9 protein-coding genes are annotated in these 17,551 nt (G+C 67.9%); 6 read left to right on the top strand and 3 right to left on the bottom strand.

The genetic code is table 11. From position 1 onward, the window contains the following. The first annotated feature begins 647 nt into the window (after positions 1-647). The 4 genes from AC1DCJ_RS05745 (at position 648) to AC1DCJ_RS05730 (ending at position 5,809) form a co-directional block, all read left to right on the top strand. Positions 648-2,450: an endonuclease gene (locus AC1DCJ_RS05745; RefSeq protein WP_478070352.1), complete on the top strand. Its 1,803-nt coding sequence runs from the start codon at positions 648-650 to the stop codon at positions 2,448-2,450. Positions 2,451-2,520: 70 nt separating this feature from the next. Further along, the gene (gene cutA / locus AC1DCJ_RS05740; protein WP_038685914.1) at positions 2,521-2,859 is read left to right on the top strand and encodes a divalent-cation tolerance protein CutA; all 339 of its coding nucleotides are present in this window, start codon (positions 2,521-2,523) and stop codon (positions 2,857-2,859) included. After that, positions 2,859-5,231 carry a protein-disulfide reductase DsbD family protein gene (locus AC1DCJ_RS05735; protein ID WP_478070351.1) on the top strand — a complete coding sequence of 791 codons (2,373 nt, stop codon included), beginning with the start codon at positions 2,859-2,861 and terminating at the stop codon, positions 5,229-5,231. Before cutA ends, AC1DCJ_RS05735 begins: the two co-directional genes overlap by 1 nt. Next, positions 5,228-5,809, top strand: a complete 582-nt coding sequence (locus AC1DCJ_RS05730) for a TlpA family protein disulfide reductase (RefSeq protein WP_478070350.1) — start codon at positions 5,228-5,230, stop codon at positions 5,807-5,809. Before AC1DCJ_RS05735 ends, AC1DCJ_RS05730 begins: the two co-directional genes overlap by 4 nt. Here the strand turns inward: AC1DCJ_RS05730 and AC1DCJ_RS05725 are convergent. Further along, positions 5,806-7,101: an anti-phage deoxyguanosine triphosphatase gene (locus AC1DCJ_RS05725; RefSeq protein WP_478070349.1), complete on the bottom strand. Its 1,296-nt coding sequence runs from the start codon at positions 7,099-7,101 to the stop codon at positions 5,806-5,808. The two genes, AC1DCJ_RS05730 and AC1DCJ_RS05725, sit on opposite strands and share 4 nt — an antisense overlap. Before the next feature lie 226 nt (positions 7,102-7,327). Here AC1DCJ_RS05725 and AC1DCJ_RS05720 point away from each other — a divergent pair, with 226 nt between their 5' ends. Both AC1DCJ_RS05720 and AC1DCJ_RS05715 read left to right on the top strand, forming a co-directional pair. Further along, positions 7,328-9,427, top strand: a complete 2,100-nt coding sequence (locus AC1DCJ_RS05720; protein WP_478070348.1) for a TonB-dependent receptor — start codon at positions 7,328-7,330, stop codon at positions 9,425-9,427. 14 nt (positions 9,428-9,441) lie between these two features. Next, entirely contained in the window at positions 9,442-11,952 is a 2,511-nt protein-coding gene (locus tag AC1DCJ_RS05715) for a PepSY domain-containing protein (RefSeq protein WP_478070347.1), read from the top strand. Between the two features lie 140 nt (positions 11,953-12,092). Here AC1DCJ_RS05715 and AC1DCJ_RS05710 read toward each other — a convergent pair whose 3' ends face one another. Next, a complete protein-coding gene (locus tag AC1DCJ_RS05710; protein ID WP_478070346.1) occupies positions 12,093-14,726 on the bottom strand; it encodes an excinuclease ABC subunit UvrA in 2,634 nt (877 codons plus the stop codon). Between the two features lie 71 nt (positions 14,727-14,797). Beyond that, positions 14,798-17,365, bottom strand: coding sequence for a methyl-accepting chemotaxis protein (locus AC1DCJ_RS05705; protein ID WP_478070396.1), 2,568 nt, complete (start codon positions 17,363-17,365; stop codon positions 14,798-14,800). Positions 17,366-17,551 lie beyond the last annotated feature (186 nt).

The raw sequence follows: 17,551 nt of genomic DNA, 5'->3' as shown, positions 1-17,551 counted from the left end.
AAGACGAAATTTTTCCGGCCGGCGGCCGGTGGGGCTCGAGGCAAGATCAAGGTCAAGGTCAAGATCAAGGTCAACTGCGCCCCGAGACTGTGGGCTCGACGCGCCGGGCTGGTAGGGGCGGGGCTGCGGGACACGCTGCAAGTACGTCCATGTAAGCTCCGTCGCCGCATCCATGCGGCTCAGGGTCCCGCATCCCCACCCCTACCACCCCTCAGACACTCTGCCGTTGCTCACGGAACGGCAGAGGCAGACGCCCTCCCCGCCAAGCGCGGAAAGGCGCCCGCTCTCCCCCGGGCCCCCAGCCAACTGTCTGGGGTGGGGGTGTGAGGGTTCACGGGACCCTCCACCGCATGGATGCGGTGGCGGAGCTTACAGGGACGTACTTGCAGCGTGTCCCGTGAACCCTCACACCCCCGCCCAGCCTGCAGGACCGGCCAACCGAGGCTCTGGCTTCACGGCTCTGGCTCTAGCTCTAGCTCTGGCTCCAGCTCTGGCTCCGGCTCTTCAGCTTCGAAAAAAAAAGAACCCTCCCCCGCCAATTCCTTGACGCACGTCCCACTGCGGAAGGCCGATCCCGACATATCGATAGATGTGTCATCTGGATTGATTAGATTCGGCCAGCAATAACCAATCACAAGGAGAAGTAGATGAGGTTGCTCACACCGCTGTCCCTGGCGTGCCTGCTGGCATTGGCCGGCACCGCCCAGGCCGATGTATTCATCAATGAACTGCACTACGACGACAGCACGCCCGCCGGCGACGTCGGCGAAGCCATCGAAGTCGTCGCCACCGGCGGTGAAGACCTCAGCACCTACCGCCTCTACCTGTACAACGGCAGCAGCCCCTCGGCCGCCACCGTGTATGCCAACAACCCGGTCCCCGCCGGCACCGCCGCCGGGTGCGGCAAGGCCACCCTCGCCACCGTCACCTACCCCACCAACGGCCTCCAGAACGGCGCCAACGACGGCATCGCCCTCGTCGACGCCAGCGGCAAGGTCGTCCAGTTCATCAGCTACGAAGGCACCATCACCGCCAGCGGCGGCCCGGCCGCCGGCCTGACCAGCCAGAACATCCCCGTCAGCGAAAGCAACAGCACCGCCCCCGGCACCTCCCTCCAGCTCACCGGCAGCGGCAGCCAGTACGCCCACTTCACCTGGGCCGAATCGGCCAAACAGACCTTCGGCGCCTGCAACAACGGCCAGACCTTCAGCGGCACCGGCGGCACCGGCCCCAACACCCCGCCGTCGGTACGCACCACCACCCCCGAACAAGGCGCCAGCACCTTCCCGGCCGCCGCCGACCTCACCGTCACCTTCAGCGAAACCGTGACCCTGGCCAGCGGTGCATTCGTGCTCAGCTGCGGCCAGTCCGGCAGCGTGCCGCTCAGCCACGCCAGCAGCGGCAGCGCCTTCACCGTCTCCACCAACACCGCCCTCGTAGCCGGCGAAGCCTGCCGGTTCGACATCCGCGCCACCAAGGTCAGCGACGCCCAGGGCGCCCGCCCCGCCGCCGACACCCGCATCGCCTTCACCGTGGCCAGCAGCACCGGCAACCCGGACCCGGGCAATCCCGATCCAGGCAACCCGGGCACCCCCGGCGAGTACTACTCGCGCGTCAACACCGCCAACCCCAGCCAGCTGCGCTGCTCGCTGCATGAAACCATCAAGGGCCACACCGCCTACCCGTACAGCGGCTCGGGCACCAGCACCTGGACCATCCTGGAAATCGCCGACGAAGATCCCAACAACAGCGGCAAGATCCTGGACGCCTACCGCAACCGCAGCTACACCAAGGTCAGCGGCCGCGCGGGCACCGGCAGCGGCTTGACCTACAACCGCGAGCACACCTGGCCCAACTCGCTGGGCTTTGCCAACACCACCGGCGACAAGGGCCTGCCGTATGCGCCCTACACCGACACCCACATGCTGTACCTGACCGACGCACAGTGGAACGCCGACCGCGGCAACAAGCCGTTCGGCAAGTGCGACAGCAACTGCGGCGAGCGCGCCACCGAGTCCAACAACGGCTTCGGCGGCGGCAGCGGCGGCTATCCCGGCAACTCCAACTGGGTGCGCACGCCGGACGGCAATACCGGCACCTTTGAAGTGTGGGGCCACCGCAAGGGCGACATGGCGCGGGCCGTGATGTACATGGCCATCCGCTATGAAGGGGGCAAAGACGCCAAGACCGGCCAGTCCGAACCCGACCTGGAGCTGACCGACGACCGGGCCAAAATCGTCAAGACCTCGGCCTCGCCGGCGTACATGGGCCTGCTCTCGACCCTGATCGAATGGCACCTGTCCGACCCGCCGGATGCCGCCGAACGCGCCCGCAATGAAGTGATCTACAGCTTCCAGGGCAACCGCAACCCGTTCATCGACCACCCCGAATGGGCCACCCCGGCCCTGTTCACCTCGGCCAAGCCGACCAGCTGCCAGCTGCTCAACTGAGCCCCGCCGGCCGGCGCCGCAACGGCGCCGGCCGGACCATTCGGGTCTGGCAGTCCTATACTCGGCGGTCATGTCGACCGTCGATCCCGTATTCATGCTGTTCACCACCTGCCCCGACGCGGCCTGCGCCACGCGGCTGGCACGTGCATTGGTGGAAGAACGCCTGGCGGCGTGTGTTACCCGCCTGGACGGGGCGCACTCCACTTACCGCTGGCACGGGGAGATCAGCGAGGACCACGAGGTCCAGCTGCTGATCAAGACCACCGGCAGCCGCCTGGACGCGGCCATCGCACGGGTGCATGCGCTGCATCCGTATGAACTCCCGGAGTGCATCGCGGTCGAAACCCGCGCCGGCCTGCCGGCGTACCTGGACTGGATTCGGGCGCAGACCCGTGAGGAAAGTGATTGATGACGCTGTTTCGTCGTGTTGCCGCGCTGTGCGCGTTGTTCGTGGTGTCCCTGCCGGCGTGGGCCGTCAGCGAGAAAGACCTGCTGCCGGTGGACGAGGCGTTCGGGCTGACCGCGCAGGCGCGTGATCGCGACCGCGTCGAGATCAGCTGGAAGATCGCGCCGGGTTATTACCTGTACCGCCACCGCACCACGGTCAAGGCCGATGCCGGCTTTGCCGCCGAGGCGTTGCAGATGCCGGCCGGCAAGAAGCACCACGACGACTTCTTCGGCGAGGTGGAAACCTACCGCGAACGGCTCACCGCCGTGTTGCCGGGCAAGGCCGACGACGGCACCGACACGGTGACCCTGGAAGTGCGTTACCAGGGCTGCGCCGATGCCGGGGTGTGCTACCCGCCGCAGAAGCGCAGCATCAAAGTGAAGCTGCCCGCCGGCAGCGGCGCCGCTGCGGGCGTGGCCCCGGCCACCGCCGCGCCTGCGGCCGTTGGCGCCTCGCCGTTCAACAATCCGCTGGCCGGCAACGGCGGCGGCCTGCGCCTGCCGGGCGCCGCCAACACTCAGGCCCTGCCGCTGCCGTCCGAACGTGCGTTCGGCTTCGACGCCATCGTCGATGACGGCAACACCGTGCTGCTGCGTTTCAGCCCGGCGCCGGGCTACTACCTCTACCGCGACCGCACCTCGCTGAAGCTGGAAGGCGCCGCCGGAATCCGCGCCGACAAGCCGGCATGGCCGGCGGCCAAGTCGCACCGCGATGAACATTTCGGCGATGTAGCGGTGTATTTCGACCAGGTCGACGTCAAGCTGCCGCTGCGCCGCAGCCGTGCCGACGCCGACGAAGCCACCCTGGTGATCACCTTCCAGGGCTGCCAGACCGATGGCATCTGCTACCCGCCGATGACGCGGCGGGTGAAGCTGGCGCTGCCGGCCGGCAAGGTCAACGCGCGCGCCGATGAAGCCGCGCACCAGAACGACGTGATTGCGCCGCTGCCCGGCAAGGACAAGCGCGCGCAGGCACGCGAGCGCGACACCGACGGCATGGCCACCCAGCCGATGCTGATCCGCCCCAACGAGACGGCCGCCACCGCGACCGACGCGTCGGGCGTGCCCGATGCCAGTGCCGACAACGCGCAGCGCACCCGCCCGCCGGGCGACGATGCCGCGCCCACCACGCTGATCGGCGCGCTGCTGCTGGCCCTGCTGGGTGGCCTGATTCTCAACCTGATGCCGTGCGTGCTGCCGATCCTGTCGCTGAAGGTGCTGGGCGTGGCGCAGAGCGGCGAAAGCCGCCAGCGCGCCCGCAGCCATGCGCTCTGGTACACCGCTGGCGTGCTGGTGGCCTTCGCCGCGATCGGTGCCCTGGTGCTGGCCCTGCGTGCCGCCGGCCAGGCCGCGGGCTGGGGTTTCCAGCTGCAGCACCCGTGGTTCATCGCCGCGCTGGTGTACCTGATGTTCACCGTGGGCCTGAGCCTGTCGGGCGTGTTCACGCTGGGCGGCAGCCTGGGCGGTGTGGGCCAGTCGCTGGCCGCGCGCAGCGGCCCGGTGGGAGACTTCTTCACCGGCGTGCTGGCCTGCGTGGTGGCCAGCCCGTGCGTGGCGCCCTTCATGGGCCTGCCGCTGGCGTATGCGTTCACCGCCAGCACCGTGCCGGCGATTCTGGTGTTCATGGCACTGGGCCTGGGCCTGGCGCTGCCGTTCCTGTTGATCGGCTTCATTCCGTCGCTGGCCAAGCGCCTGCCGCGCCCGGGTGCCTGGATGGAAACGCTCAAGCACGTGCTGGCCTTCCCGATGTACGGCACCGCGATCTGGCTGCTGTGGGTGCTGGGCAAGCAGCGTGGCGTGGATGCCATGACGCTGGTGCTGGGTGGCCTGGTGGTGCTGGCACTGGCGCTGTGGTGGTACGAACGCAGCCGCTGGCGCAGCCAGCGCGTGGGCGGGCTGTTGGCCCTCCTGCTGCTGCTTGCCGCGCTGGTGCCGGTGTGGGGCGTGACCCGGCTGGTGCCGCCGGCCAAGGCGGCCGCGGCCGCCGCCGACAACGTGGTGGCCTACTCCCCGCAGATGCTCGACCGTCTGCGCCAGGACAACCGCGTGGTGTTCGTCAACATGACCGCCGACTGGTGCGTGACCTGCAAGGCCAACGAACGCACGGTGCTGGGCACCAATGCTTTCCACGACACCCTGCGCCGTACCAACGCGGTGTACATGCGCGGCGACTACACCAACGTCGACCCGGAAATCACCGCGTTCCTGGATGAGCACAAGGCCGTGGGCGTGCCGCTGTACGTGGTGTATGGCCCGGGCGCACCGCCGACCGTGCTGCCCACGGTGCTCACCCAGGCCATCGTCGAAGAAGCGCTGCTGCGGACCGCGCGATGAGCCCGCGGCCACCCCGCCAACTTGCGGTGGTGGCCGTTCTGGCGGCCGTTCTGGGCGTGGCCGCCGGGGCGTGGTTCTTCAACCGCCCCGGTGCAGCAACACCGCCTCCGCCACCGCGCGCGGTCACCCCGGGCGCCGGGATCGGCGATGCGATGCCCGCCATTGCCCTGCCCGATGTGTCGGGCACGCCCGTGGATCTGGCCCGCTTCCGCGGTCGCCCGCTGCTGATCAACGTGTGGGCCAGCTGGTGCGGCCCATGCGTGGAAGAAATGCCGGCGCTGGCCGCCTATGCCGCCGCCCAGCCGGCCGACGGCGTGCAGGTGCTGGGGCTGGCGCTGGATACACCCGAAGGCGTGCGCGACTTCCTGACCCAGGTGCCGGTGGGCTATCCGATCGTGCTGGACACGCCCGGGCCGGCCGATGCCAGCGTGCGGCTGGGCAACGCGCAGGGGCTGTTGCCCTACTCGGTGCTGGTGGATGCGCGCGGGCGCATCGTGAAGCAGAAGCTGGGGCCGTTCGCGGCCGGCGAGATCGAGGATTGGGCCGGCAGTGTAGAACGCCCGCCCAAGCGCATTTAGAGTCTGTCGAACACCGATCCAGAGGACGGCGTAAACATTTTGTGGTAAAGGCGCGTTGCATAGTCATCCGTCGTACCGGCCAAGTAGTCACATATGGCGCGAACCCCGTAATGCTCGTAGTCCATCTTCTGCTTGTCTGGCAATAGACGTGTTGGATTATCAGCGATCGCACTAAACAGTCTGATCACCATTTGCTGCCCTTTGTACTCTAGCGTTTGCACCTCAGCGGTTTTTACCACCTTCCTGACGACAAACGCTTTCAAGAGCTCGAGTTCGTCACGCTTACCCTCATCCATTGTGGCCGTCAGTCCGAACAGACGATTTGAGAATCGTCCATTGTCAACAATGAAGCAAGCGCGAATAAAGTACCCAACTAGGTAACTGATTGCGTGCTTTCGCTCACGACTACAGCCAGAGAATAGCTCTTTAGTTATCCAATCAATTTCCGATCTCAGCGGGTAGTTCGCAGCCCCATCCGTGATCCTGTCATGTACATGACTACGCCACTGATGCTCACTGACGAATCGCAACGCGATTGCATCCTCAAGATCGTGAACTCCGTAAGCAATATCGTCAGCCAACTCCATTATTGACGTATCGAATGCCTTATGGACTGACTTGCTGTGCTTCCCATCTACAGATTCCGCCGCCATAAATACATTGCGCTCTGTAAATGAGAGCGGCTCAAGCACGAAGCTGAGAGACTCAGCATCACAATCAAACACACATTTCGGCGGCTTGTAATCGTCCAAGTTAGAGGGCGCAGCCGCTCCACCGTACTTTCCAGAATTCACGACAGCAGAGTGGAGTACAGGATATTTTAAAAGTCCAAGAAGCGTTCGCCGAGTCAGGTTCAAGCCAAAGTCCTTGGAGTACTCACCCAACTTTGCAGCAATCCTCAACGTCTGCGCATTACCTTCAAATCCGCCCTCTTCTCGCATGCAGTAGTTCAGCGCCACCTCCCCCCCGTGCCCGAACGGTGGATGCCCGATGTCATGCGCCAGTGCGATCGCCTCAATCAGATTTGATGAGGGAAGAAACTGATGGAAATCAGACTGCCTCGAATCCCCCTGAAGCTGCTCAACGATTCCACTTCCAATTTGGGCAACCTCTATCGAGTGAGTAAGACGGGTGCGGTAGAAATCACTCTCACCAAGCCCGAGGACCTGCGTCTTCCCTTGCAACCGACGGAAGAACGCCGAGTGGATTACTCGAGCTCGGTCTCGACCATACTCATTTCGCTTAGGGTCAACTTTCCCTGTCTCGTCCTGTCGCCTTTCCCAAATATCCATAGCCAATCCCCTGTCCAGTTTGGTTAAACCTACCATCACAGTCGAATTTCTCAATACTACCTTTGTCGTCCCGATCTTGTACTTGCACCGTGTTTGTTCCAAATCTTGCGCAGGAACAGGGTGTCCTTAGCTTGACCGCCAAGTGAGGCACACTCAGAATTGACGCGATCAATTCTCATTCGCTGCTGGGCTGGTGTTGCCACGTCCATGCTCCAAGGACGTGCCCGTGCGCTTATCTCCCCTGTTCATCGCCCTTTCCGCGCTGCTGTCGGCGCCCGCCATCGCCCAGCAGACCGACGCCCGCACCCTGGACACGGTCACGGTGAGCGCCTCGCGCACCGGCCAGCTGGCCGACACCGCGCCGCAGACGGTGGTGATCATCGACCGCCAGGCCATCGAACAGCAGCTGCGCATCAGCGGCAACTCGTCGGACCTGCTGTCCAGCCTGCTGCCGTCGTACACGCCCAGCCGCGGCAAGATGAACGGCAGTGGCGAGACCCTGCGTGGGCGCACGCCGTTGATCCTGGTCGATGGCATTCCGCAGTCCAACCCGCTGCGCCCGACCGGCCGTGAAGCGCACACCATCGACTACGCCATGGTCGAGCGGATCGAGGTGATCCAGGGCGCCAACGCCATGAACGGGCTGGGCGCCACCGGCGGCACCATCAACCTGATCACCCGCCGCCCCGAGCCGGGCGAGATCAACCAGCACCTGGGCGTGCAGACCACCGTGCCGACCAGCGGCCTGGACGGTGACACCACCAGCTATCGCACCGATTACCGCATCAGCGGCAGCAAGGGCCGGTGGGACTACCTGCTGGGCGCCGGTTATGAAGACCAAGGCCTGTGGCTGGACGGCGACGGCGCCGCGATCGGCACCGACACCACGCAGGGCGACCTGATGGCCACCCGCGCCTACGACCTGCACGCCAAGCTGGGCTACTGGTTCGACGACAACCAGGAACTGCAGTTCAGTTCCAACCGCTACCGGATCAAGTCCAAGGCCGACTACCTCGCCGTGGCCGGCAACCGCAGCGCCGGCATTCCCACCACGTCGGTGCGCGGCACCCCGCCGGGCACGCCTCCGTGGAACGATGTGTGGACCACCGGGCTGTCGTATATCCATCACGACCTGGCCGGGATGGAACTGCGCGCGATGGTGTTCAACCAGGAATTCGAAGGCCTGTTCGGCGGCGACCGCTCCTCGACCTTCCAGGATCCGCTGATCGCCCCGGTAGGCACGCTGTACGACCAGTCGCGCTCGGTAGCCTCCAAGTGGGGCGCCAAGACCAGCCTGGGTCGCGACGACCTGCTGGGCGGCGCGCTCAAGCTCACCGGCGGCATCGACCTGCTGCACGACAGTGGCAAGCAGGACCTGTACGGCACCGGCCGCACCTATGTGCCGGAATCCACGTTCCGCAACGTGGCCGGTTTCGTGCAGGCCGAGTACAAACTGCTCCCCACGCTGACCGCGCAGGCGGGCGTGCGCCGCGAAGAAGCCGACCTGCGCATCGACAGCTACCAGACTCTGTACCGCTACAACCGGGTCAACGTGGAGGGCGGCAAACTGTCCTTCGGCGAAACCCTGTACAACGCCGGCCTGGTGTTCGCGCCGACCGACACGTTCAACGTGTTCGGCAGCTACTCCGAAGGCTTCGGCATGCCTGACGTGGGCCGCGTGCTGCGCTCGATCAACACCCGAGGCACGTCGGTGGCCGACCTCGATACGCTCGAACCGGTGCTGACCCGCAATGTTGAACTCGGCGGGCGGCTGCGTGCCGGTGCATGGGAAGCGGACGTGGCGCTGTTCCAGTCGCGCTCGGACCTGGGTACGCGGATCATCGCAGTCGATGGTGCCTTCCAGATGGCGCGCGAGAAAACCCGCATCGAAGGCCTGGATGCCAGCGTGCGCTACCGCCTCAACGAAGCGCACAAACTCGGCCTGTCCTATGCGTGGACGCGCGGGCGCTACGACAGCGATGCCGATGACCGGCTGGATGCGCGCCTGGATGGCCTGAACATCGCGCCGAACCGGGTGATTGCCAGCTGGTCGGCGCAGTGGACGCCCGCGCTGTCCACGTTCGTGCAGGGGCAGTACGCGTTCGACCGCAGCTTCGATGAAGCGGCCAAGCAGTTCCAGGGCTATGCACTGTTCGACCTGGCCGCCACGTACACCCTGCCCAAGGGCAGCGTGCAGCTGGGCGTGGCCAACCTGCTCGACCGCCAGTACATCACCTACTACTCGCAGAGCGCGCTGATCGAGCCGGACCGTTACTTCGCCGGGCGCGGGCGTACCGTCACCCTCAGCTACCAGCTCGACTTCTGACCGGACCGACCCGCATGTTCAAGTGGACCCTGTTCCAGCTGCATTGGCTGCTCGGCATCACCGCCGGCACGGTGCTGGCGGTGATGGGCCTGAGCGGGGCCACGCTGGCCTTCGAAGACGAGATCATGCGCGCGGCCAACCCGGTGTTCGCCCAGGTGGCCCGGCAGCATGAAGCCGGTGCGCAGCCGATGGCACTGACCGAGCTGGTGCCGCGGCTGCAGCAGGGCCAGCCGCGCGCGATGCAGCGGCTGCGCATGGACGCCACCGGCCAGCGGCTGTCGGTGGTGCGTTTCGAGGGCGGCCAGGAACATTGGCGTTACTTCGATCCCTATACCGGCAGGGTGTTCAATGACCTGCGCGGCCTGGCGTTCTTCGCCTTCGTCGAAGACCTGCACCGGCACCTGGTGGCCGGCGAGCGCGGCGGCGTGGTTACCGGCAGCTGCGCGATCGTGCTGGTGTTCTTCTGCCTGTCGGGGCTGTACCTGCGCTGGCCTCGCCGCTGGTGGCACTGGCGCACCTGGCTGGCGGTGGAATGGACCCGCAGCGGGCGCGCGTTCCTGTGGAGCCTGCACTCGGTGGTGGGCACCTGGGTGCTGCTGGTGTACCTGCTGATCGCGCTGACCGGGCTGTGGTGGTCGTTCGACTGGTACCGCGCGGGCGCTACCCAGCTGCTGGGCGGCGCCCGTGCCGAACAGGCCACCGCGACCGCCGGGCCGGACGCGCTGGACCTGGGCAAGCTGCAGGCCACGCTGTACGCGTTGGAGGGCGTGCGCGGCGGCTACGTGGACCTGCGCTTCCCGGCAAAGCCCGGGCGGGCGGTGATTGCGCGCGTGCAGGGCACCAACACCGCGCACGACCGCGCTCAGGACATCGTGCAGATCGATCCGGCCAGCGGCGCACTGCTGGGCTATGAGCCGTATGCGGCCCAGGGCGCGGGCGGCAAGGTGATGGTCAGCGTGTTCGCATTGCACTCGGGCAGCTTCTTCGGCCTGCCCGGGCGCATCGTGGTGATGCTGAGCAGCCTGGCCATGCTGCTGTTCTTCATCACTGGCTGGATGCTGTACCTGGACCGGCGCCGCAAGAAGCGCGAGGTACGCAACGCGCGCCTGCCCATCGCCACGGCGGGAGGCAACGGCCAGGCACCGTGGCTGGTCGCCTTCGCCAGCCAGAGCGGGTTCGCCGAACAGTTGGCATGGCGCGCGGCCGCGCAGCTGCAGGCGGCGGGACTGGCGGTGCAGGTCCGTGCGCTGGGGCAGCTCGATGCTGCCAGCCTGCAGCAGGCCGGCAAGGCATTGTTCGTGATCAGCACCTTCGGCGATGGCGAAGCGCCGGACGCCGCACGCGTGTTCGAGCGCCGCCTGCTCACCCGATCCCTGCCGCTGGCTGGGCTGGACTATGCGCTGTTGGGGCTGGGCGATGGCGAGTACGTGCGCTTCTGCGGCTTCTCGCGTGCGGTGGATGCGTGGCTGCACACGCAGGGCGCGCAGCGCCTGTTCCCCACCCTGGAAGTGGACCGCGACGACGCCGTGGCACTCGCACGCTGGCAGCAGCAGCTGGGCGCGATCAGCGGCATCGAAGACACGGCACCGCCGCTGGCGCCGGCCGCCCTGCAGACGTGGGTGTTGCAGAGCCGCCAGCAACTCAACGCAGGCAGCGCCGCCGCGGCGATCTGGCAGGTGGACCTGACCCCGCCGGCACACGCCAGCTGGCAGGCCGGTGACATCCTGGAAGTGGCACCGCGGCATGCCGATGCATACGTGCGCGCCGTGCTGGCCAGGCACGGGCTCGACCCGGCGGCACGCATCGTGGTGGACGGTGTGGCCACCACGCTGGTCGAGGTGGCGGCTGGCCGTGTGTTGCCCGACGTCCCGCCGGCCCTGCCGGTCACCGACGCCGCCGCCTGGCTGGCCACGCTGCCCGCGTTGCCGCACCGCGAGTACTCCATTGCCTCGGTCCCCAACGATGATCGACTGCAGCTGGTAATCCGGCTTACCCACCTGTCCGATGGCCGCCACGGGCTGGGCGCGGGGTGGTTGTGCGTGCACGCCGCCCCCGGGGCGATGATCCAGGCCCGGGTGCGTCGCAACGCTGGTTTCCACCGTTTCCCGGAACACGCACCGATGCTGCTGATCGGCAATGGCACGGGTATCGCCGGCCTGCGCAGCCTGCTGCGCGAAGCCGCCGCGCACGGCGACCGCGGCCACTGGCTGGTGTTCGGCGAGCGCACCCGCGCGTTCGACCGGCTGTACGGCGACGAGATCGCGGCCTGGCAGGCCGAGGGCCACCTGGCCCGCGTCGACCTGACGTTCTCGCGCGACGTGGACGGCGGCGGCTATGTGCAGCACCGCCTGCGTGCGGACCCGGAGGCGCTGCGGGCCTGGGTGGCGATGGGGGGCAGCCTCTACGTGTGCGGTTCGCTGCACGGCATGGCCGATGGAGTGGATGCGGTGCTGCGCGAGGTGCTGGGCGAGGACCAGGTGGATGCGTTGCTGGGCGAAGGACGTTACCGCCGCGACGTGTATTGAGGGGTGCAGCGACGCATGGCGTCGCTCTACCGGTGTTGGTTTGCTTCAATCGGTGGTCGGGTCGTGCAGCGACGCATGGCGTCGCTCTACCGGGGCTGGGTTGTTTCAGTCGGTGATCGCGTCGTGCAGCGACGCACGGTTTAGGGGAACCAGCGTCGCAGGTAGGGCGCGGTGGCACCGGCCTTGGCGCGGCTCACCTGCGCGGGTGTGCCGGTGGCCACGATCGTGCCGCCCTGCTCGCCCGCCCCCGGGCCGACGTCGATCACCCAGTCCGCATCGGCCACCACGCGCAGGTCGTGTTCCACCACCACCACGGTGTTGCCCGCGTCCACCAGTCCCTGCAGCTGCGCCATCAGTTTGTCGACGTCGGCCGGGTGCAGGCCGGTGGTCGGCTCATCCAGCACGTATAGGCTGCTGCCATGCTGGCTGCGCTGCAGTTCGGTGGCCAGCTTGATCCGCTGCGCCTCGCCCCCGGACAACTCGGTGGCCGGCTGGCCCAGCCGCAGGTAGCCCAGGCCGATGTCGCGCAGCAGCTGCAGCGGGCGCTGCACCGGGGCCTCGTCGGCGAAGAAGGCCAGGGCTTCCTCCACGGTCATGCCCAGTACCTGGGCGATGTTGCGCCCGTTCCATTCCACTTCCAGCGTCTTGGCATTGTAGCGCTGGCCATGGCAGGTGGGGCACGGCGCGTACACGCTGGGCATGAACAGCAGTTCCACGTGCACGAAGCCTTCGCCTTCGCAGGTGTCGCAGCGGCCCTGCGCCACGTTGAAGGAAAAACGCCCGGCGCTGTAGCGGCGTGCCTTGGCGGTGCGGGTGGCGGCGAACAGGCGGCGCACGTGGTCGAACAGGCCGGTGTAGGTGGCCAGGTTGGAACGTGGGGTGCGCCCGATTGGCTTCTGGTCCACGTTGACCAGCCGCGTGATGTGCCTGGCACCGGCATGCAGGCGGCCACGGGTGCGTTCGATGCTGCTGGGCACAGGCAGCTCGCTGTCGGGCTCCTCGCGCACCGGCTCGTGGCCGAGATGCTCGCTGACCAGTTCCACCAGCGCCTGGCTGACCAGGCTGGACTTGCCCGAACCGGACACGCCGGTGACCGCGGTGAACGCACCGATGGGAAAGCGCGCGTCCAGCCCGTGCAGATTGTTGCGGTGGATCCCGCGCAGTTCCAGCCAGGCCGCGGGCGTACGCGGGGTGCGACGCGTGCCGCGGCCGCTATCGAACAGATACGGCGCGGTCACCGATGCCTTGACCGTGCGCAGCCCCGCTGGCGGCCCGCTGTACAGCACCTGCCCGCCATGCTCGCCGGCGCCCGGGCCCACATCGACCAGCCAGTCGGCACGGCGCAGCATCTCCAGGTCGTGCTCGACCACGAACAACGTGTTGCCGCTGGCCTTGAGCTGGTCCAGCGCGTGGTACAGCGCCTGCCCGTCGGCCGGGTGCAGGCCGGCGGTCGGCTCGTCGAGCACGTACACCACGCCGAACAGACTGGAGCGGATCTGCGTGGCCAGCCGCAGCCGCTGCAGTTCGCCGGGCGACAGCGTCGGGGTGGCGCGGTCCATCGACAGATAGCCCAGGCCCAGTGCTTCCAGCGTGCCGATGCGCTCTACCAGGTCCTGCGCGATCCGCTGCGCGGCAATGCGTTTTTCTTCGGACAGGTCCGGCGTGCGGCGCACGTCGCTGCTGCCCACGTGGGATGGCCCGCCGGCGGCCGCACGCGCCTGTTGCGCCTTGCGACCGGCCGCACGGCTGCGCGTGCCGGACGCGGCGGGGGCCTGGAAGCGCCCTTCAGCGGCCGGGCGCAACGCATCGGCCATGGCACTGAGCGAGAGCTGCGACAGCGCGCCGATATCCAGCCCGGCGAAGGTGACCGACAGCGCTTCGCGCTTGAGCCGCTTGCCGTCGCAGACCGGGCACACGGTGCCCACCATGTAGCGCGCCACGCGCTTTTTCATCATCGCGCTCTGCGTGGTGGCGAAGGTATGCAGCACGTAGCGGCGCGCGCCGCTGAAGGTGCCCATGTAGCTGGGCTCTTCCTTGCGGCGCAGCGCGGCGCGGGTTTCGGCCGGGGTGAAGCCGGCATACACCGGCGCTACCGGTTGTTCTTCGGTGAACAGGATCCAGTCCCGCTGCTTCTTGGGCAGGTCGCGCCAGGGAATATCCACGTCGTAGCCGAGGGTGACCAGGATGTCGCGCTGGTTCTGCCCGTGCCAGGCCGGCGGCCACGCCGCAATGGCGCGCTCGCGGATGCTCAACGACGGGTCGGGGACCATCGACTGCTCGGTCACCTCGAAGACGTGGCCCAGCCCATGGCAGTTCGGGCAGGCGCCTTGCGGGGTGTTGGGCGAGAAGTCTTCGGCAAACAGCATCGGCTGCTTCGGCGGGTAGCTGCCCGCACGCGAGTACAGCATGCGCAGCAGGCTCGACAGCGTAGTGACGCTGCCCACGCTGGAGCGCACGCTGGCGGTGCCGCGCTGCTGTTGCAGCGCCACGGCCGGCGGCAGCCCTTCGATGGCGTCCACGTCGGGCACGCCCACCTGGTCGATGAGCCGGCGCGCATAAGGCGACAGCGACTCCAGGTAACGCCGCTGCGCTTCGGCGTACAAGGTGCCGAAGGCCAGCGAGGACTTGCCCGAACCGGAGATGCCGGAGAACACCACCAGGGCGTCGCGTGGGATCTCCACGTCGACGTTTTTCAGGTTGTGTTCGCGGGCGCCGCGGACGCGGACAAAGGCGTTGCGTGCGGAAGCTGCGGGGGGCGTGCGACGGGTGCTCATGCGTGCAGGATAATGAGCGCCCGTCGAAGCAGCCAGTGAAGACGCGTGAGGGCTGCGTATCGGTCGCGCGTTCAGCCCACCGCGCGCGCCGCTACCGGCCGCACTGCCGGCACCTCCAGCACGAAGGCGGCCACCGCGTCGGACAGCAGCGCGGCCTGGCGTTCCATCGCCTGCGCCGACGCCGACGCTTCCTCCACCAGCGCGGCGTTCTGCTGGGTGCTGCCATCCATCTGCAGCAGCGTATGCCCCACCTGCTCGATACCGGCGCTCTGCTGCTGCGAGGCGGCCGAGATGCTGGCCATGATGGCGCTGACCTGCTGCACGCTGCCGACGATCTGGCCCATCGTTGCACCGGCCTGGTCCACCTGGCGGCTGCCGGCGGCCACGGTGTCCACCGAGGCCTCGATCAGGCCCTTGATCTGGCGTGCGGCGTCGGCACTGCGCTGGGCCAGCAGGCGCACTTCGCTGGCCACCACGGCGAAGCTGCGGCCCTGCTCGCCGGCCCGCGCCGCCTCCACCGCCGCGTTCAAGGCCAGGATGTTGGTCTGGAAGGCGATGCCGTCGATGACCCCGGTGATGTCGCCGATACGCCGCGACGCGTCGGCGATGTCGCGCATGCTGGCCACCACCTGTGCCACCGAGGCGCCGCCCTGCTGGGCAACGCCGGTGGCCTGCAGCGCCAGCTGGTTGGCCTGCTGGGCGGCGTCGGCGTTCTGGCGCACGGTGGCGGTGAGCTCTTCCATCGACGAAGCGGTTTCTTCCAGATGCGCGGCCTGGCGCTCGGTACGCCCGGCCAGCTCCTGGTTGCCGGCCACGATCTCGCCGGCGGCCTGGTCGATGGCCGATGACGCCTGCTGGATGCGCGCCACGATGTCGGTCAACTGTTGCACGGTGGCGTTGGCATCGTCGCGCAGGTGGGCAAACACGCCCTGGAACTGACCTTGCATGCGCACGCGCAGGTCGCCCTGCGCCAACCCGGACAGCACCGCCTGCACGCCGGACAGATTGCCCTGGAAGGTATCCAGCAGGCGGTTGATGCTGACCGCCAGCGTGTGCACGAAGCCCTGCTTGCCGGTGGTGTCGATGCGACCGTGCAGCTGGCCCTGCGCGGCGGCATCGACCAGCGCGGCCACTTCGGTTTCCACCGTGGTTTCCAGCGCGCGGCTGCGCCACTCCACGGCCGCACCGAGCAGCTGGTCGTGGTCGAGGATGGGATTGACCACCAGCTGGTAGCCGATGCCGGCATGCAGGATCTCATGGCTGGACGTCGCGTTGCCGTGCAGCTGCGCCACGATGCGTTCGAACACCGGATGCAGCGCGGCGGCGGGCTGGCCGCGCCATTGGGCTTCCTGCGTGGCCAGTTCGGCCAGCAGCGCGCGGTTGAGCAGGCCGATGCGCCCGTCCGGGTCGAGCACCATCACGCAGGCCTGGGCGCTGTCCAATGCCTGGCGGGCGCGGGTGTTGTCCTGCGCGCTGGCGCGCTCGGCCTGGATGCGCTCGCGCAGCCGCTGCTGCATGTGGATCAGCCGCTGCGCCAACTGGCCGATCTCGTCGTGCGGGTTGTGCACCGCAAGCACGCTGTCGAGCCGGTCCTCGGCGATGTCCTCGGCAAACCGCAGGGTGTCGGCGATGGGCTGGCGGACGGCCCGCATGACCAGCACCAGGCTGGCGATCAGCACAAGTGCCACCAGCGCCAGCGTCGCGGCGAACAGCACGGTCATCGCCCGTGCCTGGGCCTGCTGGCGTGCGCGTGCTGCGGCAAGCGCGGCCGCCTGCGCCTGCTGCAGGTGCTGCAGCGCGGGCGCGACCTGCGCGGCGGTATCGGTGAGCGCCATCGCCTCCACGTCCAGCCCCACCCGTGCGGCGGTATAGGCCAGCAACGCGCCCTGGTAATCGTCCATCGCGGCACGCAGCGCGTCCTGGGTGGGACCTGGCAGGCCCGAGGCCGACACCGCGAGGTCGAACGGCAGTTTGGCCTCGCTGGCCTGGTCGGTATGCGCCGCATCGCCGGTAAGCAACAGCAGCGCTTCCTGCCGCCGCATGCGCTGCCACTGCAGCGCCAACGGCAGCTGGGCCGCGTCGGCGAGCAGGGTATCGAGTGCTGCGGCACTGGCGTCCAGCTGCGCGCGCAGTCCGGCGTCGCCGCGCCCCATCTCGTCGGCGCGGTCGTTCAGCGCCGCAATGCCGGCGCTGAACTCCTGGGCGCGCGCCGCCAGTGCGGTCAACGCGGCTGCGGTGCCGCGGTCGTGCGGGGCGCGTTGCAACGCCTGCAGCGACTGCTGCAGCTGCTGCTGGGCCTGCTGCAGGGCGCTGCGGTCGGCAGCGTCGAAGTGGATGGCATAGCGGGTCTGCAGGCGGCGGGCTTCGGCCACCTGGGTGGCCAGTGCACTGGCCAGCGCGGCGTTCTGCTGGTGGGCGGCGAACGTGGCGGCGGCACGCTCGCTGCTGTAGCGGGTACCGGCGTAGACCAGCGCCACGACCAGCAGGCCGCTGCCACAGACCAGCAGCGCGGCCTTGAGCTTGCGTGCCACACTGAGCCGGCGCAGCGCGCCGATGGCGCGGCTGAAGCCGGGACGTGGAAGGTGTTCACCCAAGCGGGCGAACCGGGACAACGGGCGGCGGGGGACGACCGACATCAGATGCTCCAGGCGGATTGACGCATCGGTATCGGCCGGAAACAGGCGGTCTTTAGGCTGCATTTTCGAAGCGGCCGCAGCGCGCTGCCACCCCCGCCCCTTGTAGCGGGGGCAAGCGACGGCAAGATGACGGTGGCCGGCATTCCGCGGGCGCGATTCAGCGTTCGATCGCCCGTGCTTGACCTCAAC

The sequence above is a fragment of the Stenotrophomonas sp. 10N36 genome (assembly GCF_056395005.1).
Note: the sequence above shows the minus strand (reverse complement) of the source record. Positions and strands in the feature narration are given on the sequence as shown.